The sequence below is a fragment of the Microbacterium sp. 4R-513 genome (genome assembly GCF_011046485.1).
GTDB lineage: Bacteria > Actinomycetota > Actinomycetes > Actinomycetales > Microbacteriaceae > Microbacterium.
In genome coordinates this window covers 2,005,945-2,029,530 of sequence record NZ_CP049256.1, presented here as the reverse complement: position 1 = coordinate 2,029,530, position 23,586 = coordinate 2,005,945, and the positions used below count along the sequence as shown (strand labels likewise).

Annotated in this window: 23 protein-coding genes; 6 read left to right on the top strand and 17 right to left on the bottom strand. The window is 71.7% G+C overall.

Annotation, left to right across the window (positions count from 1 at the left end):
- The first annotated feature begins 77 nt into the window (after window positions 1-77).
- Window positions 78-887, top strand: coding sequence for a CDP-alcohol phosphatidyltransferase family protein (locus G5T42_RS08800; RefSeq protein WP_165127765.1), 810 nt, complete (start codon window positions 78-80; stop codon window positions 885-887).
- On the opposite strand, the gene G5T42_RS08795 is transcribed toward G5T42_RS08800, so the two are convergent.
- Window positions 850-1,911, bottom strand: a complete 1,062-nt coding sequence (locus G5T42_RS08795) for an FUSC family protein (protein ID WP_241245752.1) — start codon at window positions 1,909-1,911, stop codon at window positions 850-852. The genes G5T42_RS08800 and G5T42_RS08795 overlap by 38 nt on opposite strands.
- A 157-nt stretch (window positions 1,912-2,068) precedes the next feature.
- Between G5T42_RS08795 and G5T42_RS08790 the strand changes: the two genes are divergently transcribed.
- The 4 genes from G5T42_RS08790 to G5T42_RS08775 all read left to right on the top strand — a co-directional run bounded on the left by G5T42_RS08790 (window position 2,069) and on the right by G5T42_RS08775 (window position 6,442).
- Window positions 2,069-3,172, top strand: coding sequence for an amino acid ABC transporter permease (locus G5T42_RS08790; RefSeq protein ID WP_206535600.1), 1,104 nt, complete (start codon window positions 2,069-2,071; stop codon window positions 3,170-3,172).
- Entirely contained in the window at window positions 3,169-3,957 is a 789-nt protein-coding gene (locus G5T42_RS08785) for an amino acid ABC transporter ATP-binding protein (RefSeq protein ID WP_165127763.1), read from the top strand. Before G5T42_RS08790 ends, G5T42_RS08785 begins: the two co-directional genes overlap by 4 nt.
- Window positions 3,958-4,122: 165 nt before the next feature.
- A complete protein-coding gene (locus G5T42_RS08780; RefSeq protein ID WP_165127761.1) occupies window positions 4,123-5,124 on the top strand; it encodes an ABC transporter substrate-binding protein in 1,002 nt (333 codons plus the stop codon).
- An 82-nt stretch (window positions 5,125-5,206) separates the two neighbouring features.
- The gene (locus G5T42_RS08775; protein WP_165127759.1) at window positions 5,207-6,442 is read left to right on the top strand and encodes an LLM class flavin-dependent oxidoreductase; all 1,236 of its coding nucleotides are present in this window, start codon (window positions 5,207-5,209) and stop codon (window positions 6,440-6,442) included.
- 133 nt (window positions 6,443-6,575) lie between these two features.
- On the opposite strand, the gene G5T42_RS08770 is transcribed toward G5T42_RS08775, so the two are convergent.
- The 14 genes from G5T42_RS08770 to G5T42_RS17670 all read right to left on the bottom strand — a co-directional run bounded on the left by G5T42_RS08770 (window position 6,576) and on the right by G5T42_RS17670 (window position 21,481).
- Complete coding sequence (locus G5T42_RS08770; protein WP_165127757.1) at window positions 6,576-6,791, bottom strand: hypothetical protein; 216 nt, start codon at window positions 6,789-6,791, stop codon at window positions 6,576-6,578.
- Window positions 6,792-6,885: 94 nt separating this feature from the next.
- The gene (locus G5T42_RS08765) at window positions 6,886-7,350 is read right to left on the bottom strand and encodes a pyridoxamine 5'-phosphate oxidase family protein (RefSeq protein ID WP_165127755.1); all 465 of its coding nucleotides are present in this window, start codon (window positions 7,348-7,350) and stop codon (window positions 6,886-6,888) included.
- Between the two features lie 432 nt (window positions 7,351-7,782).
- Complete coding sequence (locus G5T42_RS08760; RefSeq protein ID WP_241245751.1) at window positions 7,783-8,886, bottom strand: FAD-dependent oxidoreductase; 1,104 nt, start codon at window positions 8,884-8,886, stop codon at window positions 7,783-7,785.
- Window positions 8,886-9,401: a GNAT family N-acetyltransferase gene (locus G5T42_RS08755; RefSeq protein WP_165127753.1), complete on the bottom strand. Its 516-nt coding sequence runs from the start codon at window positions 9,399-9,401 to the stop codon at window positions 8,886-8,888. The genes G5T42_RS08760 and G5T42_RS08755 overlap by 1 nt, the downstream gene beginning before the upstream one ends.
- Window positions 9,402-9,563: 162 nt before the next feature.
- On the bottom strand, window positions 9,564-10,421 hold the full coding sequence (locus G5T42_RS08750) for a DUF1684 domain-containing protein (RefSeq protein ID WP_165127751.1): 858 nt from the start codon (window positions 10,419-10,421) through the stop codon (window positions 9,564-9,566).
- 15 nt (window positions 10,422-10,436) lie between these two features.
- Window positions 10,437-11,807 (bottom strand): NtaA/DmoA family FMN-dependent monooxygenase, encoded by a 1,371-nt coding sequence (locus G5T42_RS08745; protein ID WP_165127749.1) that lies wholly within the window; start codon window positions 11,805-11,807, stop codon window positions 10,437-10,439.
- A 23-nt stretch (window positions 11,808-11,830) separates the two neighbouring features.
- Entirely contained in the window at window positions 11,831-13,036 is a 1,206-nt protein-coding gene (locus G5T42_RS08740; protein WP_165127747.1) for an LLM class flavin-dependent oxidoreductase, read from the bottom strand.
- Between the two features lie 80 nt (window positions 13,037-13,116).
- A complete protein-coding gene (locus tag G5T42_RS08735) occupies window positions 13,117-14,169 on the bottom strand; it encodes an LLM class flavin-dependent oxidoreductase (protein WP_206535599.1) in 1,053 nt (350 codons plus the stop codon).
- Window positions 14,166-15,785, bottom strand: coding sequence for an ABC transporter substrate-binding protein (locus G5T42_RS08730; RefSeq protein ID WP_241245750.1), 1,620 nt, complete (start codon window positions 15,783-15,785; stop codon window positions 14,166-14,168). The genes G5T42_RS08735 and G5T42_RS08730 overlap by 4 nt, the downstream gene beginning before the upstream one ends.
- The gene (locus G5T42_RS08725) at window positions 15,782-17,584 is read right to left on the bottom strand and encodes an ABC transporter ATP-binding protein (protein ID WP_165127743.1); all 1,803 of its coding nucleotides are present in this window, start codon (window positions 17,582-17,584) and stop codon (window positions 15,782-15,784) included. The genes G5T42_RS08730 and G5T42_RS08725 overlap by 4 nt, the downstream gene beginning before the upstream one ends.
- On the bottom strand, window positions 17,581-18,516 hold the full coding sequence (locus tag G5T42_RS08720) for an ABC transporter permease (protein ID WP_165127741.1): 936 nt from the start codon (window positions 18,514-18,516) through the stop codon (window positions 17,581-17,583). Before G5T42_RS08720 ends, G5T42_RS08725 begins: the two co-directional genes overlap by 4 nt.
- A complete protein-coding gene (locus tag G5T42_RS08715; protein WP_165127739.1) occupies window positions 18,513-19,553 on the bottom strand; it encodes an ABC transporter permease in 1,041 nt (346 codons plus the stop codon). Before G5T42_RS08715 ends, G5T42_RS08720 begins: the two co-directional genes overlap by 4 nt.
- Window positions 19,554-19,715: 162 nt before the next feature.
- Entirely contained in the window at window positions 19,716-20,795 is a 1,080-nt protein-coding gene (locus G5T42_RS08710; RefSeq protein WP_165127737.1) for a Gfo/Idh/MocA family oxidoreductase, read from the bottom strand.
- Window positions 20,765-21,481, bottom strand: coding sequence for a ThuA domain-containing protein (locus tag G5T42_RS17670; protein WP_165127735.1), 717 nt, complete (start codon window positions 21,479-21,481; stop codon window positions 20,765-20,767). The genes G5T42_RS08710 and G5T42_RS17670 overlap by 31 nt, the downstream gene beginning before the upstream one ends.
- Window positions 21,482-21,555: 74 nt before the next feature.
- Here G5T42_RS17670 and G5T42_RS08700 point away from each other — a divergent pair, with 74 nt between their 5' ends.
- Window positions 21,556-22,572, top strand: coding sequence for a LacI family DNA-binding transcriptional regulator (locus tag G5T42_RS08700; RefSeq protein ID WP_165127733.1), 1,017 nt, complete (start codon window positions 21,556-21,558; stop codon window positions 22,570-22,572).
- 6 nt (window positions 22,573-22,578) lie between these two features.
- On the opposite strand, the gene G5T42_RS17665 is transcribed toward G5T42_RS08700, so the two are convergent.
- Both G5T42_RS17665 and G5T42_RS17660 read right to left on the bottom strand, forming a co-directional pair.
- Window positions 22,579-23,061: a rhodanese-like domain-containing protein gene (locus G5T42_RS17665; RefSeq protein ID WP_241245749.1), complete on the bottom strand. Its 483-nt coding sequence runs from the start codon at window positions 23,059-23,061 to the stop codon at window positions 22,579-22,581.
- Entirely contained in the window at window positions 23,030-23,434 is a 405-nt protein-coding gene (locus G5T42_RS17660; protein WP_241245748.1) for a rhodanese-like domain-containing protein, read from the bottom strand. The genes G5T42_RS17665 and G5T42_RS17660 overlap by 32 nt, the downstream gene beginning before the upstream one ends.
- Window positions 23,435-23,586 lie beyond the last annotated feature (152 nt).

Sequence of the window (23,586 nt, the reverse complement as noted above, 5' to 3'; positions counted from 1 at the left end):
CCGATCCGCAAGTGAACTGCGGAGCGGGTCCAATCCGTGTCATGACTTGTACCCACGAAGGGAGAACGGTCACCGCGATGGGAAAGGTTCAGCTCGCTCCACTGTGGTCTGTGGCCGGCGGCGTCGTCGGCCTTGTCGTGATCGCCCTCACGGGTCATCTGTCGCCCCTCGGTTGGTTTGCCGGTATCGCCTACCTTCTCGCGACGACCGTGCTCCTGACGAGGGGGTTGCGCCGCAGCGGCCTGGAGCGCTTCGGGCCGGCGAATGCCGTCACGCTGACGCGGTCCACCCTGGTCGCCCTCGTGACGGCCCTCGTCGCGACGGCGTTGTGGGAGCCGGTGCCGCCTGCCCTGCTGGTCTGTCTCGCGGCGCCGGCGCTCGCACTCGACGCGGTCGACGGCTGGGTCGCCCGGCGGACGGGGAGCACGAGCGAGCTCGGCGCGCGATTCGACATGGAGGTCGACGCGTTCCTGCTGCTCGTGTTGAGCCTCGCCGTCGCCCCGGAACTCGGGTGGTGGGTCGTCACGATCGGAGCCCTCCGTTACGCCTTCGCCGCGGCGGGCCTGGTCTGGCCGTGGATGAACACGATCCTCCCGCCGAGGTACTGGCGGAAGGTCGTGACGGCCGTCGCCGGGATCGCGCTGGTCGTCGCGGTGTCAGGAGCCTTCCCGCGTTGGGTGGACTACGCCGCGACCGCCGTGGGTCTCGCCCTGCTCCTCGAGTCGTTCGGGCGCGATGTGCTGTGGCTCGTGCGCGAGCACCGCCGCGCCACTGCGGTGGATCGTCGCTGGAGGGGCGCCGATCTGCCCGGCACGGCGGCCCCTCGCGGCCGCGTGGGCGAGCGGCGTCTCAGCGCCGGGCCGCACGCGAGTGCAGAAGGCCCGTGATCGCACCCAGCGTCGCTCCGACGAGGGTGTCGATGACGCGCTCGCTCGCGACCTCGATCGATCCGGAGACGCCCGTCGCGGCGCTCGTGAGCAGCAGCACGAGCGGCGTGATGAACGTCAGGGCGAGGGCGTAGTTGCGCACGACCACGATCTCGATCGCGAACTGCAGCCCGCCGAGCACGAGCGCGAGCGCGATGCCCGTGATCGGCACGGGAGCCACGAGCAGGTAGAGCACGACCCCGACGAGGGTGCCGACCATGCGGTGCAGACCGCGGTGGAAGGCCGCCTGTCGCTCCGCTGCGGTGCCGATCACGGCGATCGCCGCGCCCACGATCCAGTACACCCGGTCGGGGTCGATCGCGATGCCCAGTGCCGTTCCCACGAGCGCCACGATCGCGGCCCGCAGGAACAGCATCCCCGCCGGCCCCGACCACGACGGACCCGGAAGCAGCTCGCGCAGCGGATGGCGAGGCATCCGTCGCCTGCTCGCGAGGACGAGCGGAGCTGCCGTGATGAGGATCGAGAGCAGGATGCCGCCCGCGACCGCCGCGAGGTAGACACCCGCCGGCGCGCCGACGCTCGAGACGTGCGCCGACAGGCCGAAGATCAGCACCGCGAACAGAGGCCCGGGCGGACCCAGGGAGAAGCCGAAGGCGGCCGCCGAGGCGGCGAGTGTCACGAGCGCGAGCCCCAGGATCGTGAGGAGCGGCGAGGATCCGGCCCAGACGCCGAGCGCCGCCGCAGCGAAGAGCCCCGCACCCACGACCGGCACGACGCGCACACGATCGATCGCGGCACGGTTCGAGGCGTACAGGGCTGCGAAGGCGCCGGTGGCCGCCTGGTATCCGATGTCGGGATGGCCGACGACCGTCATCACGGCGATCGGCACGGCCATGGCGAGGCTCGCCTGCAGCGCGATCGGCCACCGCGGCCCCGGTGCGGGCCTCAGTGTGAAGAGGCTCCCGAACGCCTGACGCAGGGCTGCAGCCAGCCGCTGCCCGAAACTCCCGCGTGCGTTCGCCACCGCTCTCCCTCGCTCCCCTCGATTCTCCCCCGCCCTGTGTTACCCCCTGCGACGCATCTTTACGGCATGTGATTCGCCGGCCGGTGACGGATGCCGCGGCCCGCCTACCGTGATCGACACCCGGCCCCACGCCGGCGACCACGAACCGAGGACCGCGATGACCACCACCGCTGACGACCGCACCCGCGTCGAGGTGCGTCCCCCCGCCACCCCGGCGCCTCCGACCGCGGGCGCTTCAGGGACGGATGCCGAGGCATCCCGCGACCGCGTCGACCTCGGGTCGTTTCCCGTCGTGCACACACGACACTGGTTCCGCTGGACGCTCGCCGCGATCGTCATCTTCGTCGTCGCGCAGTTCGTGTGGTCGGTCGTCACGAACCCCAACTACGAGTGGGACGTCTTCGCGCACTACTTCTTCGCCGAGCCCGTGCTCATCGGCGTCGGCTACACCCTCGCCCTGACGGCCATCTCGGCCGTCATCGGCTTCACGCTCGGAACGGTGCTCGCGCTCGGCCGGCTGTCGAAGTCGCCGCTGCTGTCCGCGGCGTCGTGGTCGTACATCTGGTTCTTCCGGTCGGTGCCGCTCGTCGTGCAGATCATCGTCTGGTACAACCTCGGCTACCTGTACCCGACGCTCGGCCTCGGCACACCCTTCACGACCGACTTCTGGATCGTCGAGTTCCCGACGGTCAACGTCATCAGCGCCTTCGCTGCGGCGATCCTCGGGTTGGGGCTCCACCAGGCGGCGTACTCGGCCGAGATCATCCGCGGCGGCCTGCTGTCGGTCGACCAGGGGCAGACCGAGGCGGCGGCGGCCCTCGGCATCCCGGCGCGCCAGCGGCTCTTCCGCATCGTCCTGCCGCAGGCCATGCGCTCGATCGTCCCGAACGCGACCAACGAGGTCATCGGGCTCGTCAAGGGCGCCTCGGTCGTCTTCGTCATCGCGATCCCCGAGGTCTTCTACGCCGTCCAGGTCATCTACAACCGCAACAGCCGCGTCATCCCGCTGCTCATCGTCGCGGTCGTCTGGTACACGCTCATCACGACGATCCTGAGCATCGCGCAGTACTACATCGAGCGGCACTACGCCCGTGGGACGGTGCGAGTGCTGCCGCCGACCCCGCTCCAGCGCTTCCGCCGATGGACATCGGTCCAGTGGGCCCGCCTCGGAGACTCGCCCGCTCCCCCGCCGTCCGCCGTCCGGACCGCAGTCCCGATCGCGCCGGATGCCGGCATCGACGCCAATGAGGAGACCCGATGACCACCGCGCCCGCGACCGAGACCCGTGGTCTCGTCGAGATCCACAACGTCCACAAGAGCTACGGCGGTCTCGAAGTCCTCGCCGGCGTCGACCTGACGGTCGCCCCCGGAGAGGTCGTCGCGATCCTCGGGCCGAGCGGCTCGGGCAAGTCGACCCTCCTCCGCACGATCAACCACCTCGAATCGGTGGACCGCGGCTCGGTGACCGTCGACGGACAGCTCATCGGCTACGAGCGCCGCGGCGACCGGCTGTACGAGCTGCGGGAGCGCGAGATCCTCAAGCGCCGCACGCAGGTCGGCATCGTCTTCCAGAACTTCAACCTCTTCCCGCACCTGACCGCCGTCGACAACGTCACCGAGGCGCCGGTCGCCACGGGAACCCTCGAGAAGGATGCCGCGCGCCAGCTGGCCCTCTCGCTGCTGGAGCGGGTCGGGCTGGGCGACAAGGCCGACCACTATCCCCGTCAGCTCTCGGGCGGCCAGCAGCAGCGCGTCGCGATCGCCCGCGCGCTCGCGCTGAGCCCGAAGGTGCTGCTCTTCGACGAGCCGACGAGCGCCCTCGACCCGGAACTCGTCGGCGAAGTGCTCGACGTCATCCGCGACCTCGCCCGAGGCGGCACGACCCTTCTCATCGTGACGCACGAGATCGGCTTCGCCCGGGAGGTGGCCGACCGGATCGTGTTCCTCGACGGCGGCCGGATCCTCGAGGAGGGCCCGCCCGACCGGGTGCTGGTCGCCCCGGAGCATCCGCGCACGCGGGAGTTCCTCGCCAAGGTCCTGGCCTGAGGGTCCGCGGCCGTCCGAAGCAGCCGATAGCCCCGACGCATCCCGCACATCCCGCAGTCCCGAAGCATCCCGCACAGCCCGAAGCATCCCGCACAGCCCGAAGCATCCCGCACAGCCCGAAGCATCCCGCACATCCGAAGCATCCCGAGAAGAGAGAGACACAGCATGGCCATCAGCAAGAAGCAGGGCATCGCGATCGGCGTCGGCGTCGTCGCGGTGGTCGCGATCGTCGGCGGCATCTTCGCCGCGATCAACCTCAATCAGCCGTCCGCAGCCGATGCGGCGGCGGCACCGGCGCCGACCGAGACGAACACGACGACCGACGAGATCCGGTGGTTCCACACGGATGCCGTCCCCGAGGCCGTCGAGGCGCTCAAGGCGAGCGGCTTCGAGCCCATCCAGCCCGGCAAGCTCACGGTCGCCGTCGGCGCCTTCGTCCCGCCGCTGAGCTACCAGCCCGAGGGCACGTCGGCGGCGACGGATGTCGCGGGGACCGAGCCGAACATCGGCTCGCTCATCGCCGAGGGACTCGGCCTCGAGTACAACCCGCAGGTCGTCGCGTGGGCCGATTGGCCGCTGGGCATCCAGTCCGGAAAGTACGACCTGATCGCCTCGAACGTCACCGTCACCGAGGAGCGCAAGGAGCTCTACGACTTCGCGAGCTACCGGGAGGATCTCCTGGGCTTCTACGTGAAGGCCGACAGCGACATCGACTCGATCAAGGGCGCGGAGGACATCTCGGGCCTCAAGATCATCGTCGGCTCGGGCACGAACCAGGAGCAGGTCCTGCTCCGCTGGAACGAGGAGCTCGAGGCCGCGGGCGAGGCGCCCGCCGAGCTCGTGTACTACGACGACACCGCTGCGGCGACGCTCGCGATCCAGTCCGGCCGCGCGGACGCCACCTTCGGGCCGAACGCCACGTCGGCCTGGTCGGCACGTGAGACGGGCGACACGAAGCTCGTGGGCATCGTGCCCGGCGGATGGCCCGACACGGCGCAGATCGCCGCGGGCACGGCCAAGGGCAACGGGCTCATCGAGGCCGTGAACATCGTCCTGAACAAGCTCATCGAGGACGGCACCTACACCGAGCTCCTCGAGTGCTGGGGCCTCGATTCGGAGGCCGTCACCTCGTCCGAGATCAATCCTCCGGGGCTCCCCAAGCCCTGACTTCCCACCCGTGGCGGGACCGGAGCATCCGGTCCCGCCACGCCTATCCGCATCCGCCCCCACTCCCCTAGCCGAGGCATCCATGACCACCGTTCCTCTCTCCGTCCTCGACCTCTCGCCGTTCGGCTCCGGGCAGACCCCCGCCGACGGGCTGCGGGCGACGATCGCGCTCGCGCAGAGCGCCGAGCGCCTCGGCTACTCCCGCTACTGGCTCGCCGAGCACCACCTGAACCCCGGCGTCGCGGGCGCCGCGCCGCATGTGCTCCTCGCCTCGATCGCCGACAAGACCTCGCGCATCCGCATCGGGACCGCCGCGACGATCATCGGCAACTACTCCCCGCTGCAGGTCGTAGAGGCCGCCGGCGTCGTGTCGGCGCTCCACCCCGGACGCTTCGACCTCGGCATCGGCCGCTCCGGCTCGACGAGCTCGGCGCAGACGCCGCCCCGCGGCGGCCACCGCGAGGACCGCGTCGTCGACGGCATCCTGCTTCCCGCGCCCCACGCGTTCTCGATCGACGCGGCGCGATTCGTCGCACAGGCCCGGCTCCTCGGCCGCACGCCCGGGGACGCCGACCGGTTCGAGCAGGACGTGCTCGACATCCTCGCCCTCATCGACGGCACGTACGTCGCGCCGGAGGGCGTGCCGATCCACGCGACGCCCTCCGAAGGGCAGGACATCCAGGTGTGGCTGCACGGCAGCACGGCCGGTCCGAGCGCAGAGCTCGCCGGGCGGCTGGGCCTTCCGTTCGGAGCGAACTACCATGTCGCGCCCACGTTCGTCCTCGAGGCGGTCGAAGCGTATCGCCGCGCCTTCCGCCCGGGTGTGCTCGCCGAGCCGCGCGTGATCGTGTCGGTCGATGTGCTCGCCGCCGACTCGAACTCCGAGGCGCTGCGACTCGCGGCCGGATACCCGCACTGGGTCCACAGCATCCGAGCGGGCGACGGAGCGATCCCCTACCCGAGCCCCACGCAGGCGCTCACCGCGCCCCTCGACAGCGCGTCGCTCGCCGTCGTGCGCGACCGTGTCGCGACGCAGTTCGCGGGTAGCGCCGCCGCCGTCGCCGAGCGCCTCGACGGCCTGCGTCGCGTGACGGGCGCCGACGAGCTGCTCGTCACGACGGTCACGCACGACCCCGCCGACCGCGAGCACTCGTACGAGCTGCTGGCCCAGGCGTGGGGACTCCAAGCGCCTTCCTTCGAGAACGATGAGGCGACGGATGCCTCGGCGGACGCGTCTTCGGACGGTTCATCCGACGCCCGCTCCGGGCAGTCGACGGATGCCGCGGCCGCTCGCGCCGCGGACTCCGTGCTGGCGTAGCCCTCGCACCCTGCGCCCGTACCGCACGCGCGAGCGGAGGAGATCCCGCGAAGGGAGGGCGGATTCCTCGATCCTGACCTCCGCTCGCTCGATCCCCTCCGCTCGGCGAGGGGTACGCCCAGCCGCGCCAGCGTCAGCTCGCGCCGAGACGCACCTGCTCCAGCACACGCCATGGGTAGACATGCTCATCGCGGTCGAGCTCGAGGAGCGACCCGATCCCCATCATCGTGAGGTGCAGCCACTCGAGAGGGACGACGTCCACGGCCGGTTCGCCCCCGATGCGGCGGCCGAATGCCTCCGCGGCCGCATGCAGCTCGTCGGCACCCTCGAAGGTGAGGTGGAAGGTCACGTACCGCGTGCCGAGACCCCACCCCGGACGCCACCACCAATGACTGCGGGTCTGCTCGAATCCGCCCTCGTGAATCGCATCGCCGACTCCCCTTCTACGCGACCCGCACCCGCTCGTCGTGGTCGTCGAGCACGAACGACTCGAGAGCGACGGCGCGATAGAGCCGATGCCGTGCGGGTTCCCTCAGCCGGGCGGCATCCCATTCGTCGAGGCCTCGTTCGACCGACTTCGCGTTGTAGACGGCGAGGGCCTCGTCGAACGACGAGTCGCCCACCAGCTCGGCCTCCGCGGACACGTAGAAGGCGCTTCCGGCCCCGGGCGGCCTGCTGGAGTCGAAGATCACGATCGACACGCGGGAGTTCTCCGCGATGTTGCGCGAGTGCCGCGCTCCCGGCTTCGAGGCCCACACGAAGAGGTCTAGTCCGCGGGCGGCGAACCACACCGGTGACGCCCACGGCGCTCCGTCGACACCCGCCGTCGCGAGGGTCAGGTACGCGTTCTCGGCCACAAGGCTCCGAGCCAGGCCGGTGGGGTCGTTCGCGGCGGCGTCGGGAGTCATGCCTCCAACCTAGGAACTCACCGCCGCGGAGCGCCAGGCACTCCGCCGGCGCCGGTCACCGCGCGACGCCGCGCGCGAGCGGAGGAGAACACACCAAGGGAGGACGGATGCCTCGGATCCGCCCTCCGCCCGCTGAATCCCCTCCGCTCGATCCGGCGGCCGAGGGCGTGTCAGCCTGTGCCGTCCGCCCCGCGACGCCAGGCACGAGCGGAGGAGAACACGCCGAGGGAGGACGGATGCCTCGGATCCGCCCTCCGCCCGCTCAATCCCCTCCGCCCGATCCGGCGGCCGAGGGCGCATCAGTCAGCGGCGCGTGAGCCCCGCGGTGCCGCGCGCGAGGGGAGGAGAATACTCCAAGGGAGGACGGATGCCTCGGATCCGCCCTCCGCCCGCTCAATCCCCTCCGCCCGATCCAGGCGACCAAGAGGCGGGTCAGCGGGTGACGAGGTCCGCGAGGACCCGCCCGACGACGGGCGCGAACTTGAAGCCGTGGCCCGAGAACCCGGCGCCGACCGCGACGGGCCCGATGCGCTCGAGGAAGAAGGCCGAGTCGGGCGTCGACGTGTAGGTGCACGTGATCTCTGCGAGCGACGCGGCATCCACGCCGGGAAGCCACTCCTGCGCATACCGGCGGATCCTCGCCGTGAGCTCGGGATCGGGCACATAGGTGCGGCGGTCGGGATGCGTCTCGGGCCCGACCCCGTGCCACCCGGCTTTCACCCCCTCACCGGGAGATCCCATGCCGTACACGGCGCTCGGGAACCACGCGGTCGCGGGATCGTCGGAGGACGGCGCGTGGTTGAAGCCCGGCCAATCTTCCGGCGCGCCGATGAGGGGCGCGAAGAACGCGGGCTGCTCCTGCGTCACGCGAAGCGGCGGCAGCGCGAACGACGCTCCCAGCCCGGCGAGCACGTCGACCGTCCACGCGCCGGCGGTCACGACGGCGCGATGCGCCCGCAGCTCGGTCTCGCCCCCAGCGGAGCGCACCCGCAGGACCACTCCGTCGTCGCCGACCGACCCGCCGACGACGGCTGTCGAAATCAGGACGCGCGCACCGCGCGCGCCCGCGGCATCCGTGAACCCGGCGACGGCCCGGTCGGCGTTCAGCCGTCCCGCCTCCGGTGTGTGCAGCACCCGCCCCTCGAAGCGGAGCCCCGGCCAGCGCCGCTCCGCCTCTGCGCCGTCGAGCAGGTCGCCCGCGAACCCGCCCGCCGATACCGCCGCTGCGACCGCCGGGAGATCCCGGCCCGGCCCGTGGTTGACGATGCCGGTGCGGGTCAGCACGGCAGACCCCGCCTCGGCCTCGAGTTCGCGCCACAGCCCCTCGGCCTCACGAAGCCACGCGAGCAGCGCCGGATCGTCGTAGCTCAGGTTGAAGTTGCGCGAGGCCCCGTGGGATGCGCCGCGCGTATGGCCCCCCTCGAACTGCTCGAGGAGCACGACGTCGACTCCGCGTCGCGCGAGACTCCACGCCGTGGCGGCGCCCATGACACCGCCGCCGACCACGACGACCTGGGCGTCCATCGCACCGGCCATCAGAGTGCGACGTTCTTGGCGAAGCAGTGCGAGAACGAGATCTCCGTGTAGGGCGGATAGATGGGGATCGGCGTGTAGCCGAGCCTCTCGTACAGCGCGATGGCGTCGGGCTGCCGATCGCCGGTCTGGAGGATGAGCCGGCGGGCGCCCGCCTCGGCCGCGATGCGTTCGAGCTCGGCCATGAGCGCGCGGCTCAGACCCGTGCCGCGGGCGGTGGGCTCGACATAGACGCGCTTGACCTCGAGCGAACCGTCGAACCCGTCCCCGAGATCGCGGAGGGCGGCGTGCGCGACCGGCCGGCCCTCGGCATCCGTCGCGACGATCGTGGCGACGATCGCCGCCGGATCCACCGTCAGGGCCTCGCCGATGCGCGCAGCGATGTCTTCTGACACGTCGTCCAGCCGGTCGGCGTAGCGCGGAGTGAGCTCGGCATCCATCGCCAGGCGCAGAGCGGATGCGCGGTCGTCGTCCCACGGGACGGTCTCGATCGTCCACACGGCGGTCGTCTCAGGCATGATGCCATTCTCCGTGGTGGTCGAAGGACAGCTCCCGAGGGGGCGCGGGAGCGGAGGAGATCCCACCAAGGGAGGACGGATGCCTCGCACCTCTCCTCCGCTCGCCATTTCCCCTCCGCTCGATCCGCCCAACGAGGAGTACGGCAGCTCTCGACCCCGACATCACCCCGAGACACCCACCGAGGCATCCGCGCGCCAGCGTGAGAGGGGCGTCTTCTCGCCTGCCTCGACCGCGATCGGCAGGCGGTTGCCCGCCGGCGGAAGCGGACACGTCGCGAAGTCGGTGTAGGCGCACGGGAGGTTGACGGCGCGGTTGAAGTCGATGACGGTCCAGCCCTCGGCATCCGGGGTCGCCACCGACAGGCTGCGATTCGCGGCGTAGGTCGTGACGCCGCTCGTCGCATCGGTGAACAGCACGAGCAGGTCGCCGTCGCCGTGCCCCGGGAACGCCACGAGCCGGAACTCCTTGCCGGCGATCACGAAGACGAGCTCCCCCGGCGCCTCGTACACGTGCGTGAGGCCGTCGACCGCGGCCCCGACCTCCGTCGCACGGGGCGTGTCATACGCTTCGAACCGGGCAGCCACGCGCCAGCGCGGATCGGGGACGTACACCGGCGTCCCGCTGTACGTGGCGAGGAACGGGTGATCGGGCCGACGGGGGCGCAGGATGTCGTGGCCTCCGCGCTTGGCGACCTCGATGACCCCCTCGGCGAAGCCGACGGTCAGGCCGCCGCGTTCGGGAATCACACCGAACGCCTGCCGACCCGACACGGACCGGCCGTCGACCTCGAGGCTCTCACCCGCGGCGAGGTCGACGACCGGGCCCCCGGCATCCGTCGACCAGAGGCCGGGGATCCCCTCGAAGGTTGAGGGCTCCGCGGTGAGCCAGTGCAGACCGGTCACGGCGAGGAAGCCGTGCGGTGCGGCGCGCCCGGCTTCGTGGGCACGGTGCCACACCTCCCACTCGCGAGCGAACTGCGCGCTGTCGGTCACCGGAGCGATGGTCGTGTCGATCGTCATGTCTTCTTCGCCTTTTCAGGCCGTCGCGGCCAGTTCGCCGACCCGCTCGGGGACGGGGATGCCGAGGTTGTCGCGCAGCGTCGTGCCGGAGTAGTCCGTCCGCAGCGAGCCGCGCTCCTGCAGGATCGGCACGACCGTGTCGACGAACTCGTCGAGACCGCCGGGCGTGAAGTGCCCGCCGAGCACGACGCCGTCGGCGCCGTCGTTCTGGATGAAGTCGTCGAGGCCGTCCGCGACCTGCGCCGGCGTGCCGATGAACTGCGCGCGGGGCGAGATCTCGGCGGCGAGGCCGCGGATCGTGAGGTTTTTCGCGTCGGCGAGCTCGCGCCACTTCCGCACCGTCTCGAACCGGTCCTGGTAGATGAAGGCGCGGCCCTGGATGATGGGCGCCGCCTCCGGGTCGGGATCGACGTCCGGCAGCGGTCCGTCGATGTCGTAGTCCGACAGGTCGCGGTTCCACACCTGCTCGAGCGTCACCTGCACCGTGCGGTCGGTCAGCTGCTGCTCGAGAATGTGACGCGCCTTCTCCTCGGCATCGGCCACCGAGTCGCCGATGACGAACCCGGCGCCCGGGATGATCTTGAGGTGGTCGGGGTTCCGGCCGTGCGCCCGCGCCCGCGACTTGATGTCGACGTAGAAGTCTCGGGCCTCGGGGAGGCGCGAGTACGGCGAGAAGATGAGGTCGGAGTTTGCCGCCGCGAAGTCCCGGCCCTGCGGCGAGACACCGGCCTGCACGATGATCGGCTGCCCCTGGGGGCTCCGCGGCACAGTGAAGCGCCCTTCGATGTCGAACTGGGCGCCCGTGTGCGAGAACGCGCCGGCCGAGGCATCCGCGAGGAACTCGCCCGTGGTCTTGTCAGCCACGATCGCGTCGTCGGCCCACGAGTCCCACAGCTCGCGCACCGTCCGCACGAACTCCTCGGCCCGCGAGTACCGCTCCTCGCGCGGAAGGAACCCGCCGCGGCGGAAGTTCTGCCCCGTGAAGGCATCCCAGCTCGTGACGACGTTCCAGCCGGCGCGACCGCCCGAGAGGTGGTCGAGGCTCAGCAGCTGACGCGCGAGCTCGTACGGCTCGTTGAAGGTCGCGTTCAGCGTGCCGACGAGGCCGATGTGCTCGGTCACGCCCGCGAGCGCTGCGAGCACGGGCAGCGTGTCGGGACGGCCCGCGATGTCGTGATCGAAGACCTTGCCCGCGCGCTCGCGCAGCGCGAGGCCCTCCGCGAGGAAGAAGTAGTCGAACCGGCCGCGCTCGGCTGTCTGCGCGACGTGCCGGAAGGTGTCGAAGGCGATCTGGCTGCCGGCCTCGGGATGCTCCCAGAGGGTGTGCTCGTTCACGCCGCCGACGTAGGCGGCCAGGATGATCTGCTTGCGGGGTGTCGTGGTCATTTCCAGCTCCTGGATGTCGCAGCTCAGCCGGCGAGGGCCGGCGAATAGCGGTTCGGGACGGTGGTCGGAAGGCCGAGGCGGGTGCGAAGCGAAACCGGCGCGTCCTCGACGGCGAGCGCCTCGCGGTGCCGCAGCGCGGGTACGAGGTCCTCCACGATGCGGGGAAGATCGTCGGTGAGGACGCCCGGGCGCAGCCGCACACCGGAGTATCCGAGCGCCGCGAGCGCCTCGATCTCCTCGGCCAGCTCCCCGGCCGAGCCCGTGAAGATGCGCGTGTCGCTCGTCAGCGGGCGGCCGAGGCCGTCGAGCCGGGCCAGGCGCGCGGCAGCCGGCTCTTCCCCGTCGAGGAAGACCACGATGTCGGCGTAGACCCGCAGCGGCTCCCCTTCGCGGGCGACGGATGCCTCGGCATCCCGCACTTGGTCGAGGATCGACGCGGCTGACGCGACGTCGAGAGGCGTCACGAAGACGAGATCCGCCGACGTCGCAGCGAAGCGGTACGGCAGCTCGGCGTGGGCGAGGGCGGCGACCACGGGCTGACCCTGCGGGGGCCGCGGCGTGATCGAAGGACCGCGGATCGAGAACCGCTCGCTAGCGAAGTCGATCGTGTGGAGCTTGTCGGCGTCGAGGAAGCGGTCGGTCGCGACATCCCGGATCTCGGCGCCGTCCTCCCAGCTGTCCCAGAGCCGGCGCACGACCTCGACGACGTCGGCCGCCTCGGCGAAGAGCTCGGCGACGACGGCCTGCACAGCGGGGTCGTTGTTGTAGTCGACGATCTCGGGGATGTCCCGGCGGCCGACGTGGCGGGCCTCGTCGGCGCGGCCCGACACCTTGGGCTGCCATCCGGCGCGGCCGAGGCTCGCGTAGTCCAGTGTCGCGACGGCCTTGGAGACGTGGAACGGCTCGGTGTGGGTCGTGGTGACGGTCGGGATGAGGCCGATGCGCTCGGTGACGGGGGCGAGCCGCGCCGCGAGGAGGAGCGCGTCGAGGCGTCCGCGCACCTCGTCGGTACGGTCGTCGGGCTCGAAGGGACGGCTCGACTGCAGCCCGAAGGAGTCCTCGATAGTAGCGAAGTCGATGTGGCCGCGATCGGCGAGCCGCACGAGGTCGGTCCAGTAGGCGGGGCTGAAGAGCTCCCGCGGGCGCGACGAGGGCTCGCGCCAGGCCGACGGGTGCCAGCCGGCGCCCTCCAGTGCGATCCCGAGTCGGATCTTGTCGTTCGTGGTCATGTCTGCTCCCGTGCGATCGGTTCGTCGTGGTCAGCCTCGCCCGCGTGCGCCGGCACGTGGGCGAGGGGCGTCAAAGGTGGTCACGCGGCTTCATGAGCCGTAACGGAGACGGATGCCGCGGCATCCGTCGCAGCCGGCTCCCATCCGAGCTCCGGCAGCACGGCGTGACGGATGTCGAAGAGGATCTGGCGGTACTCGTCCTCGCGGAAGCCGTACGGCAGGGCCACGCGCAGCTCGGTGCGGCCGTCGAACGACGGATCATCGAGGAGCCGCTCGGCGATCTGCTCGGCCGTGCCGACGAGGTCGCGCTGGAACACCACGCGGCGGCCGGCGAGCTCGGCCGGCTGGGCCGTGCGGGCATCGCGAGCCTCGGCGTAAGCGAGGTAGTGCGCGCGCTGCTCGGCCGTCGCCGTCGTCGTCGGCACGATCACCCGCTCGACCCCGACGACCGCCTCCCCCGGCCCCTCGAACTCCGAGTGGTAGAGGTCGAGGTGGTCGCGCTGCGCCGGTTCGAACCGGTCGTGGCCGCCCGCGTCGCTCAGATTGCCGAGCAGCAGCCTGAGGCCTTTCGCCGCCGCCCAGCGGATCGAGCGCTCGGATCCGCCGCCGAGCCATACGCGGTGCCGGAGGCCCTCGACGTGCGGTTCGATGCGCGGCACCTGCGGTCCGTAGGGCGTGGAAAGCGGCTGGTCGGCCAGCACGTGCCCCTCGAGCGCCTCGAGGAAGCGCTCGATGAGCGCGTAGGAGTCCGCCGCATCGTCGGACCGCCCGAGCGATGCGAGGAGGTCGCCGTGCGGCGACGAGGTGCTGATGCCGACGTTGACACGCCCCCCGGAGAGGGCGTCCACCGTCGCGTAATCCTCCGCCAGGCGGAAGGGCGTCTCGTACCCGAGCGGCACGACGTCCGTCTCGAGGCGGATCCGCGCTGTGCGCTGCGTGGCCGCCGCGAGGAACGGCAGCGCCGACGAGATGCCCCGCTCGAGGTGACGCTGCCGCACGCCGGCGACGTCGAATCCGAGGTCCTCGCCGAAGGCGAAGAGCCGCAGCGTCTCTCCGAGGCCGCGGGCGGGGTCGCCCTCGGGGTGGTTCCCCGCGAGGATGAACCCTGCGCGGGGAACGCGCCGAGCCGTCACTGCCCGGCCTTCCATGCGCCGACGAGCGAGTCGAGACGCGAGTCCGCACCGAGCGTCACGCCGTGGACGTCCTGCTGCGTGCCGAGGATCGACGTCAGCTCGTGGACCGGGATCTGGTAGTGCTGGCTGGCGATGCGGGCCTGCGCCTCGGCGAGGATCTGGTCGCGCTTGGCCGGGTCCGGCTCGGCGAGCTGCGCCTGCAGGAGCGCCTCGAGCTCGGGATCGTCGATGTGGGTCTTGGTCGTCGCCTGGGAGAACTGCGTCCGCAGCACGTCGCCGTCCGCGCGCGACAGGTTGCCCCACGCGAGGTCCCACTCGCCGGAGTCCTGCTTGGCGATGAAATCGGGCACGGCGGTCCCGGAGAGCTGGATGTCGATGCCGACCTTCTTGAGCTGCTGCTGGATGAGCTCGAGGCTCGTCTGGTTCGGACCGAAGTTCGTGACCCAGAGCACTTCGAGCGAGAGCGGCTCGCCGTCCTTCTCGCGGATGCCGTCGGCGCCCTTCTTCCAGCCGGCCTCGTCGAGGAGCTTCCCGGCCTTCTCTGCGTCGAATCCGAAGGACGAGCTCTGGTCGGCGTACGAGGGCGTGCTCTTCGCGAGGGCGCTCGTGCCGACGTTGAAGAGGTCGTTGAGGGCGGTGTCGCGGACCTCCTGGGCGTCGATGGCGGAGGCGATGGCCTCTCGAACGGCGGGGTCGGCCACGATGGGCCGCGCGACGTTGAACGTCAGGCCGAAGCTGATGCCGGGGTTCGCGCGGTACACGAGCGGCAGGCCCGAGCCCTCGACGACGGGGACGTCGTTGGGCTGCACGCCCCCGATCACGTCGAACTGGTCGGAGGAGAGTCCGCCGGTGCGGACGCTCGCCTCGGGCACGATCTGGAACGTCACGCTGTCGAGGTGCGCGCCTCCGTCGTTGCCGCGGGATGCCGGGGCCCACGCGTAGTCGTCACGCTTGTCGAGGACGGTCGAGACGTCCTTCGTGTAGCTGTCGAGCGTGAAGGGGCCGGTGCCCACGACAGCCTGGCCATCGGCGCGGTCGGCGTACGGCGTCTCGAGCGTCGCGGCGCCGACGATGCCGAGGCCGACCGTCGACGTCGCCTGGGGGAAGGCCGCGTTCGGCTTCGAGAAGTGCACCTCGACGGTGTCGTCGTCGACGGCGACCGTCTCGGCGTAGCCGACGAACGAGCCGATCGAGGCGCTCAGTGCGCCGGCTGCGACGATGTCGTCGAAGGTCGACTTGACCGAGGCGGCCGTGAGCGGCGTGCCGTCCGAGAAGGTCACGTCATCGCGCAGATCGAAACTGAACACCGTCGCGTCGTCGTTCACGGTGTAGGACTCGGCGAGCCACGGCTCGAGCTCGTTGGTCTCAGGGTTCTGGTAGAGCAGCGAATCGACGAGCTGGCGGGTGACGTACCACGTGTCGTTCCCGGAACCGAAGCCGGACGGGTTGAGCGAGATGGGGTCGTTCGCGACCGCGAACGTGAGATCGCCCCCGTCGACGGGCTCGTCCGAGGCGTCGGGCGTGCTCGACGAGCCGGTTCCGCTGCTCGCGCACGAGGTCAGGACAAGGACGGCTGCGAGCGCGACGATCGCGCCTACCGTGCTGCGGGTTCTCATGATGCTCCTTGGTGTGCGGGGGTCTGTGGTGCGAGGGAAGGGGATGCCGGGCCGCGCGGTGCGGACCTGCGGGATGCCGGGTCGAGGGCCCGGCCTCCGCCGGGGATCGCGTCGATGAGGTCGCGCGTGTAGGCCTCGCGCGGCGCCTCGAAGATGGCGTCGACGGCGCCGGACTCGACGATGCGGCCCGCGCGCATGACGGCGACCCGGTGCGCGACCTGGCGGACGACGGCGAGGTCGTGCGAGATGAAGAGGTAGGTGAGGCCGTGGTCGCGCTGCAGGTGCGCGAGAAGCGTCAGGATCTGGTGCTGGATCGACACGTCGAGCGCCGACACCGGCTCGTCGAGCACGAGCAGGTCGGGCGACAGCGCGAGGGCACGCGCGATCGCGACACGCTGCCGCTGCCCGCCCGAGAGCTCCGCGGGTCGTCGGTGCAAGGCCGAGACCGGGAGGGCCACGACGTCGAGCAGCTCCGCCGCGCGGCGACCACGGGACGCGCGGTCGCCGACGCGGAACGCCCGCAGCGGATCGGCGACGAGCTCCCCCACGGTGTGTTTCGGATTGAGCGTCGCGTAGGGGTTCTGCTGCACGAGCTGCACGCGACGGCGCAGCTCACGGACCCGCCCTCCCTCAGCCGTCGTGACATCGGCGCCGTCGAGCAGGATCGACCCGGCCGTCGGCTCGACGAGCCGCAGCGCGAGGCGCGCCGTCGTGGTCTTGCCCGACCCCGACTCGCCGACGATCCCGAGCGTCGTTCCGCGCGGGATCGCGAACGACACGCCGTCGACCGCCCGCTGCACGCCGGCGCCGGAGCCGGCGCCGGAGCCGTGAGGAAGCGCGAACTCCTTCACGAGGTCGCGCACCTCGAGCACGGGCACGCCCGCGCCGCGGCCGGCCGCGTCGGTGCGCGGCGCCGCGGTCCACGCGACGCTTCTCCCACCCGGTGGGGAAGAGAGGAGGACGGATGCCTCGCTCCGCCGCGCATTGAGGCTCGGTGCCGCGGCGATGAGGCGCCGCGTATAGGCGTCGCGCGGGTCGCGGAGCACCTCGTCGGGTGTTCCGGCCTCGACGATGCGGCCCGCATGCATCACGACGATGCGGTCGGCGCGATCCGCCGCGACCCCGAGGTCATGCGTGATGAGGAGGATGCCGGTTCCCCGGTCCGCACGCAGGCGGTCGAGCTGATCGAGGATCTGCCGCTGCACCGTGACGTCGAGAGCGCTTGTCGGCTCGTCGGCGACGATGAGGTCGGGCCGGGCGATGATCGCCGTCGCGATGAGGACGCGTTGCCGCATGCCGCCCGAGAGCTCGTGCGGATACTGTCGCGCCCGTACGGCCGCGTCGGGGATGCCGGCCTCGGCCAGCGCCTCGACAGCCCGGTCCCACGCCGTGCGGCGGTCGGCCAGCCCGTGCACGAGCAGCACCTCGGCGACCTGGGCGCCGATGCGCGTCACGGGGTTGAGGCTCACGGTGGGGTCCTGCGGGACGAGCCCGATGCGGCGCCCCCGGATGCCGGCCAGCTCCGAGGCCGTCGCCGCGGCGACGTCGACATCGCCGACCCGGATGCGCCCCGACGGGATGCGCGCAGCCGCGGGGAGCAGCCGGACGATGGCGTGCGCCGTCGTGGACTTGCCCGAGCCGGACTCCCCGACGATCGCGACGGTCTCACCTTCCGCGACCTGGAACGAGACGCCCTGTACGGCGTCGACGGCGCCTCGGCTCGTCTCGTACGTCACGGCGAGGTCGTCGACGGCGAGGACGACGCGGGTGCGGACGGCTGCTTTCGAGATGGCGCTCATCGCGAGCTCCGTTCCGTGTCGAGGGCGCGGGACAGGCGGTTCGCCGAGAGCACCGTCAGCGCGATGACGATGCCGGGGAACGTCGTGAGCCACCACGCGTAGCGGAGGTAGTCGCGGCCCGCGGCGACGAGCGATCCCCACTCAGCGAGCGGCGGCTGCGCACCGTAGCCGAGGAAGCTCAGCGCCGAGACGGCGAGGATCGCGCCGCCGAGCTCGAGGACCGCGAGCACGAGCACCGGCCCGATCGCGTTCGGCAGCACGTGTCTACCGAGAACGGCGACCCAGCGGTTCCCCGACGTGTACGCGGCCTCGATGTACGGGGCCGATCGCACGCGCAGCACCTCGGAGCGCATGATGCGCGCGACCGAGGCGATGCTCGCCGCGCCGACGGCGATCGCGACGTTGACCGTCCCGAAGCCGAGCGCCGTGATGATCGCCAGCGAGAGCAGGAGTCCGGGGATCGCGAGCAGCACATCGGCCCCTCGCATGATGAGGTCGTCGATGCGCCCGCCCGTGAAGCCCGCCACGAGGCCGAGCACCGCCCCGAGGACGATGCCGACGCCCACCGCGATCGCCGCCGATGCGAGCGTCAGCGAGGCGCCGTGCACGACCCGCGTGTAGAGGTCGCGGCCGATCTGGTCGGTGCCGAACCAGTGCGCGCCGGACGGCGGCTGGAGCTTGTCGGCCGGGATGCCGAGGAACGGGTCGCCGGGCGCGAGGAGCGCCGGCCACGCCGCCGCGATGACGACGAGGAGCAGCCACACGGTCGCGACGATGACCGAGGGGCGGCGGACGAGCGCCACGAGCCGAGAGCCGCGAGGGCGCTTCGCACGATCCGAGACGGCGTCGTCGAACCGTCCCGCGGCAGTCTGCGCGAACGGATCGGCCGAGTGCTCCGAGGTGTCCGGCAGGAGCGCGGTCGTGTCGGTCATCGTGCGCCTCCCGCAGGCTCGAGCGCGCGCCCGTCGGCGTCGGCGAGGGCAGAGGCATCCGTCGCGTCCGTCACGGAATCGGCGATGCGCCGTCGGCGTCGGGGAGCACCGCCAAGGACGATCCGCGGATCGAAGAGGGGGTAGACGAGGTCGACGACGAGGTTCGCGACGACGAAGACGGTCGCCGCGAAGAGGACGACGCCCTGGACGACCGGGATGTCCTGCTGCTGGACTGCGGATGCCGTGACACGCCCGACTCCGGGGCGCGAGAAGACCGTCTCGGTCACGACCGTGCCGGCGAGGAGCTGGCCGATGATCAGGCCCGTCATCGTGAGGGCCGGGAGCGCTGCATTCCGGAGGGCGTGCCGCACGTGCACGCGCCCGCGGCGCGCACCCTTCGCCCACGCCGTGTCGATGTAGGGCTCGCGGAGCGTCGTGTCGAGGCTCTTCGCGAGGAGCTGGGCGATCGTGGCGCCGGTCGGGATCGCCAGGGTGATGGCGGGCAGCACGATCGACGCGGGGCCTCCGTCGCCGACGGCGGGGAACAGCGGGATCGTGAACGAGAACCACTGGATGAGGAGCAGGCCGAGCCAGAACGACGGCACGGCGACGCCGAGCGGCGGGAGGCCGATCAGGAAGTCCTGGAGCCGGCGGCTCTGCGTGAACGTCGCGAAGAAGGCGAGTCCCCCGCCGACGACGACGGCGAGCAGGAACCCGACGGCGGCGATCTGAGCCGTCGGCGGGATGGCCTCAGCGAGGATCTGCGTGACCGGCCGGCCGGTGACGATCGACGTGCCGAGGTTGCCGCGCAGGACCTGGCCGAGCTGGACGAGGTACTGCACGATCAGCGGCTGGTCGAGCCCGAGCTTCGCCCGCAGCTCGTCGAGCTGCGCTCCCGTGACGTCGGTCGCATCACCGCCCGCGAGCAGCCGCACGGGGTCGGCCGGAAGCGCGTAGAGCACGAGGAACGACACGGTGTAGGCGGCCCACAGCACCCCCACGGCCTGCAGCAGTCGCCTGCCGAGATAGCGCGCCACGAGCGGCTCCCTCACTCCGTCGAACGTCCGTCCGCGACCCGGACCTCGGGTCAGACGGCAACGTTCGCAGGGGCGGTGGGAGGGCGCGGGGCCCGCATGTCAAAGCCGGTCACGCGGCTTCATGCGGCGTAACGGATGCCGCGGCATCCGTCACGCCCGGACTCACGGGAGCGGCACGAGAGGCGGGCGCTCGACAGTCGTCGTGAGGGTCACGCGGGAGCCGGATGCCGCGGAGTCCAGCAGCCCGGTCATGATCTCGAGCGCGTGCAGAGCCATCTCGCCGGAGGCGCGCGGGGCCACACCGTCGGGGGCCCGCAAGAGGTCGAGCAGGCCGATCCCGCGGGCACCGCCCGGGACGCCGGCGCGCGGCGACACCGGTGCCCAGCCCGTGCCGCCCAGCTCGTGCAGCGAGACCTCGCCGTCGAAGTGGTTGGGGTCGGGCACGCCAAGTGAGCCGTTCTCGCCGTGCACCTCGATGGGCGGGGCCTTCGTTGCGGTGCCGTCGAACGTCGTGGTGATCGTCGAGAGGGCGCCGGAGGTGTGCTCCAGGATGCCCGTCACGTGCGAGTCGACGGCGACGGGCACCGCTTCGCCGGCACGCGCACCGCCCCCGATGATGCGCTCGGAGCGCAGCCGGCTGCCCGCGCCGAAGACGGATTCGACGGGTCCGAGGAGCTGGACGAGCGCCGTGACGTAATACGGACCCATGTCGAGCAGGGGTCCGCCGCCGGGCTGGTAGTAGAAGTCGGGGTTGGGATGCCACCGCTCGTGTCCCGGCGTCACCATCTGTGCGGTCGCGGCGATGGGCCGGCCGATCTCGCCGGCGTCCACGACGGCGCGTGCGGTCTGGAGGCCCGTGCCGAGCACCGTGTCGGGTGCGCAGCCGACACGCACGCCGGCGGCCTCGGCGGCGCGCAGGATCTCCTGGGCGTCGGCGAACGCGGCGGCGAGCGGCTTCTCGCCGTAGACGTCCTTGCCCTGCGCGATCGCCGCGAGCGCGACGTCGGCGTGCGCCGCGGGGATCGTGAGGTTGAGCACGACGTCGACATCGTCGGCGGCGAGGAGCTCGTCGACCGAGCGCGCGCGTGCCGACGGGAGGGCGTCGGCCGCGGCATCCGCTCTCGAACGATCGAGGTCCGCGACGGCGGTGATCTCGACGTCCGGCGCGGCGGTGAGCGTCTCGAGATAGACCTTCGAGATGAAGCCGAGTCCTACGACGCCGATGCGGTGCGCGCTGCCCACAGCATCCCCCTCTCGATGATGGTGCGGACGCTCGGGTGGTCCAGGATGTCGAGGCTGTGGCCGGGCGTCGCCACCGCGATGCGACCGGCTCCCCACTCGCGGGTCCAGACCGCCGGCGAGGTGTGTGGGCGATGCCACGGCTGCTCGGGCTCGGCGGGGTGGGTCGTCGTCGCGAGCACGTCGTTCAGCTCGTCGAAGAGCACCCAGTACTGCTCGGTGCGCAGCGTGAAGTTCTCGAGGCCCTCGGTGATGGGATGCCGCCGCCCGAGCTCGGTGAACTCCACGACGTAGTCGCGATAGTTCTCCTCGCCTTCCGCGCGTTCCACGCCGGGACCCACCGCGGGGTGCGTAGCGAACTGGCCGCCGACGAGCTGCAGGTAGTCCGACGATGCGCGGAACGAGTCGGCGATGCCGCCGTGCCATCCGGTCAGTCCCGTGCCCGCTTCCACGGCCGACCGCAGGCCCCCGAGCTCCTCCCGCGAGATCTCCGACATCGTGACGGACTGCACGATCAGGTCGGTCGCGGCGAGCGCCGCGGCATCCGCGTAGACCTCCGTCGACTCCTCGACGCGCACGTCGAAGCCGTTCTCGCGCAGGAACGGGAGGAACCGCTCCGTCGCCTCGACCGGCTTGTGCCCGTCCCATCCCCCGCGAACGACGAGGGCCTTTCTTGTCGGTGTCGTCATCGATCACCACCTCCGGCACCCGACGATGCCAGGCCGCGGCATCCCTCGTCCGAATACTGCGCAAAAATGGGTGAGTGAGCGACACGACGGACCGGCGCGCTTCGCTCGTCGATGTCGCCCAAGCGGCGGGCGTCTCGGCGAGCACCGCCTCGCGCGTCCTCTCGCGGCGCGGCGACTACTCGCCGGCCACGAGACGCGCCGTCCTCGACGCGGCGGCCCGGCTCGGGTACGACCGTGACACCACCGCGCGCGGCCGCCGGGCGCAGACCGACCAGCGCCTCGTCGAGCTCGTCCTCGGTGGCCTCGGCGGACCGTGGAGCCACCAGGTGATCGTCGGCGCCCACGAACGCGCCTTCGCGCTCGGCTACGACCTCGTCCTCACGAAGGAGCGCGACGACCCCCTCGACGACTGGCCCGGCCGCATCGCGGCGCGGCGCTCGTCCGGCGTCGTCTTCGCCATCATCACGCCGACTCGGCGCCAGCTCGACCTCATCGCCGACTTCGCCGTCCCGAGCGTCGTGCTCGACCCGCGCGCGGACACCGAGCCCGGGGTCGTGACGGTCGGCGCGACGAATCGCCAGGGCGGGAGGGATGCCGCGCATCACCTGGTGGCGCAGGGCTACGAGCGGTTCGTCTTCGCGACGAGCGCCCTGCGCTACCGGTTCGGGCGTGCTCGCGAGCAGGGCTTCCGCGAGGAGCTCGCACGGCTCGCCCCCGGGGCGGAGGTGGAGGTCATCGACGCGGACTGGATCGGCGGGGTGTCGCGCGCCGGCATCGATCGGCTCGTCGCCCTGTCGGCCGATGCCCGGCTCGGCGTCTTCGCCGTCAACGACGCCGTCGCGCACACCGTGGTCTCGGCCGTGCTGCGCTCGGGGCGCCGCGTTCCCGACGACATCGGCGTGATGGGCTTCGACGACGACCCTCGGCCGCCGGGCGGCATGCCGCTGACCACCGTGCGGCAGCCGATCCACGAGATGGCCGCCCTCGCCGTCGACCTCGTCGATCGGCTGGGACGAGGAGAACCCCTCGCCGACCGGCAGGTGGAGCTGCCCACCGAGCTCGTCGTTCGACGCTCGACGTCAGCCGCCTGAGGCGCGCTACCAGACCTGCAGTGCGTCGGACGGCGTCCGCCCCACCGCGACGGGCCGGGTGGACGAGCGCGCCCACTGGCTCCACGAGCCGGTGTACACGCGGGTCTCGACTCCGGCGTGCGCGAGGGCGAGCGCCGTATGCGCCGAGCCGATCCCGGCCGCGCAGTACAGCGTGATGGGCCTGTCGAGGTCGACACCGGCCGCGACGAACGCCGCGCGGATCTCGTCGGGTGAGCGCAAGGTGCCGTCCCGGAGGATGTGCGTGATCGCCGGCACGTTGATGGCGCCGGGGATATGACCCGTAACCGGATCGAGGCCCGTGGTGATCCCGCGGTACTGCTCCGGGGCGCGGGTGTCGACGAGATGCCCCTCGATGGGGGCGCGGGCCGCCTGGTCGATCGTCGCCGCTCCCGGATCGGCATCGAGGAGGTGCACGGTGCCGGGTCGCGGCGCACGGTCACCGCGCTCGAGCGGCAGACCATTCGCCACCCACACACGCAGACCACCGTCGAGCACCCGGATGTCGACGCCGCGGCGCCGGAGAAGCCACCACGCGCGCCGCCGCCGCGACGGCGTCGTTGTCGTCGTACGCGACGACGAGGTCGCCGTCGTCGATGCCCCAGCGTCGCGCCGACTGCTCGAGCGCGGGGAGGTCCGGCGGCGGATACCGGCCCTCCTCCGGATACCCGCGCTTGGCGAGCTCGCGCTCGAGGTCGACGTACACGGCACCCGGCAGGTGCGCGGTCACATACGCCGGCCGGCCCTCCGGCGCATCCAGCCTCCAGCGCACGTCGAGGAAGCGCACGGTGCGGCCGGAATCGAGCTCGGCCTGCACGTCTCGTGGACTGATCAGGTGCGGCATGGCACGAGTCTCTCGGGGGTCTGCGCGGCCGCGCGCGGGACAGCGAAACATCCGGCAACGTGACGAAAGAAGACGACTCAAACCCCCGCCGGGGCGCGCCGCGCAGGACGGATCGCCCGTCAATTCACCCTCGACGGGCGAGCGAGGGCTCC

Excerpts from the sequence above, each read along its gene's own strand:
- G5T42_RS17660 (WP_241245748.1), bottom strand. The coding sequence starts at position 23,434 with ATGCCGCACCTGATCAGTCCACGAGACGTGCAGGCCGAGCTCGATTCC.
- G5T42_RS08790 (WP_206535600.1), top strand. The coding sequence starts at position 2,069 with ATGACCACCACCGCTGACGACCGCACCCGCGTCGAGGTGCGTCCCCCC.
- G5T42_RS08800 (WP_165127765.1), top strand. The coding sequence starts at position 78 with ATGGGAAAGGTTCAGCTCGCTCCACTGTGGTCTGTGGCCGGCGGCGTC.
- G5T42_RS08720 (WP_165127741.1), bottom strand. The coding sequence starts at position 18,516 with ATGACCGACACGACCGCGCTCCTGCCGGACACCTCGGAGCACTCGGCC.
- G5T42_RS08775 (WP_165127759.1), top strand. The coding sequence starts at position 5,207 with ATGACCACCGTTCCTCTCTCCGTCCTCGACCTCTCGCCGTTCGGCTCC.
- G5T42_RS08740 (WP_165127747.1), bottom strand. The coding sequence starts at position 13,036 with ATGACCACGAACGACAAGATCCGACTCGGGATCGCACTGGAGGGCGCC.
- G5T42_RS08745 (WP_165127749.1), bottom strand. The coding sequence starts at position 11,807 with ATGACCACGACACCCCGCAAGCAGATCATCCTGGCCGCCTACGTCGGC.
- G5T42_RS08785 (WP_165127763.1), top strand. The coding sequence starts at position 3,169 with ATGACCACCGCGCCCGCGACCGAGACCCGTGGTCTCGTCGAGATCCAC.
- G5T42_RS08760 (WP_241245751.1), bottom strand. The coding sequence starts at position 8,886 with ATGGCCGGTGCGATGGACGCCCAGGTCGTCGTGGTCGGCGGCGGTGTC.
- G5T42_RS08730 (WP_241245750.1), bottom strand. The coding sequence starts at position 15,785 with ATGAGAACCCGCAGCACGGTAGGCGCGATCGTCGCGCTCGCAGCCGTC.
- G5T42_RS17670 (WP_165127735.1), bottom strand. The coding sequence starts at position 21,481 with ATGACGACACCGACAAGAAAGGCCCTCGTCGTTCGCGGGGGATGGGAC.
- G5T42_RS08780 (WP_165127761.1), top strand. The coding sequence starts at position 4,123 with ATGGCCATCAGCAAGAAGCAGGGCATCGCGATCGGCGTCGGCGTCGTC.
- G5T42_RS08725 (WP_165127743.1), bottom strand. The coding sequence starts at position 17,584 with ATGAGCGCCATCTCGAAAGCAGCCGTCCGCACCCGCGTCGTCCTCGCC.
- G5T42_RS08765 (WP_165127755.1), bottom strand. The coding sequence starts at position 7,350 with ATGACTCCCGACGCCGCCGCGAACGACCCCACCGGCCTGGCTCGGAGC.
- G5T42_RS08750 (WP_165127751.1), bottom strand. The coding sequence starts at position 10,421 with ATGACGATCGACACGACCATCGCTCCGGTGACCGACAGCGCGCAGTTC.
- G5T42_RS08755 (WP_165127753.1), bottom strand. The coding sequence starts at position 9,401 with ATGCCTGAGACGACCGCCGTGTGGACGATCGAGACCGTCCCGTGGGAC.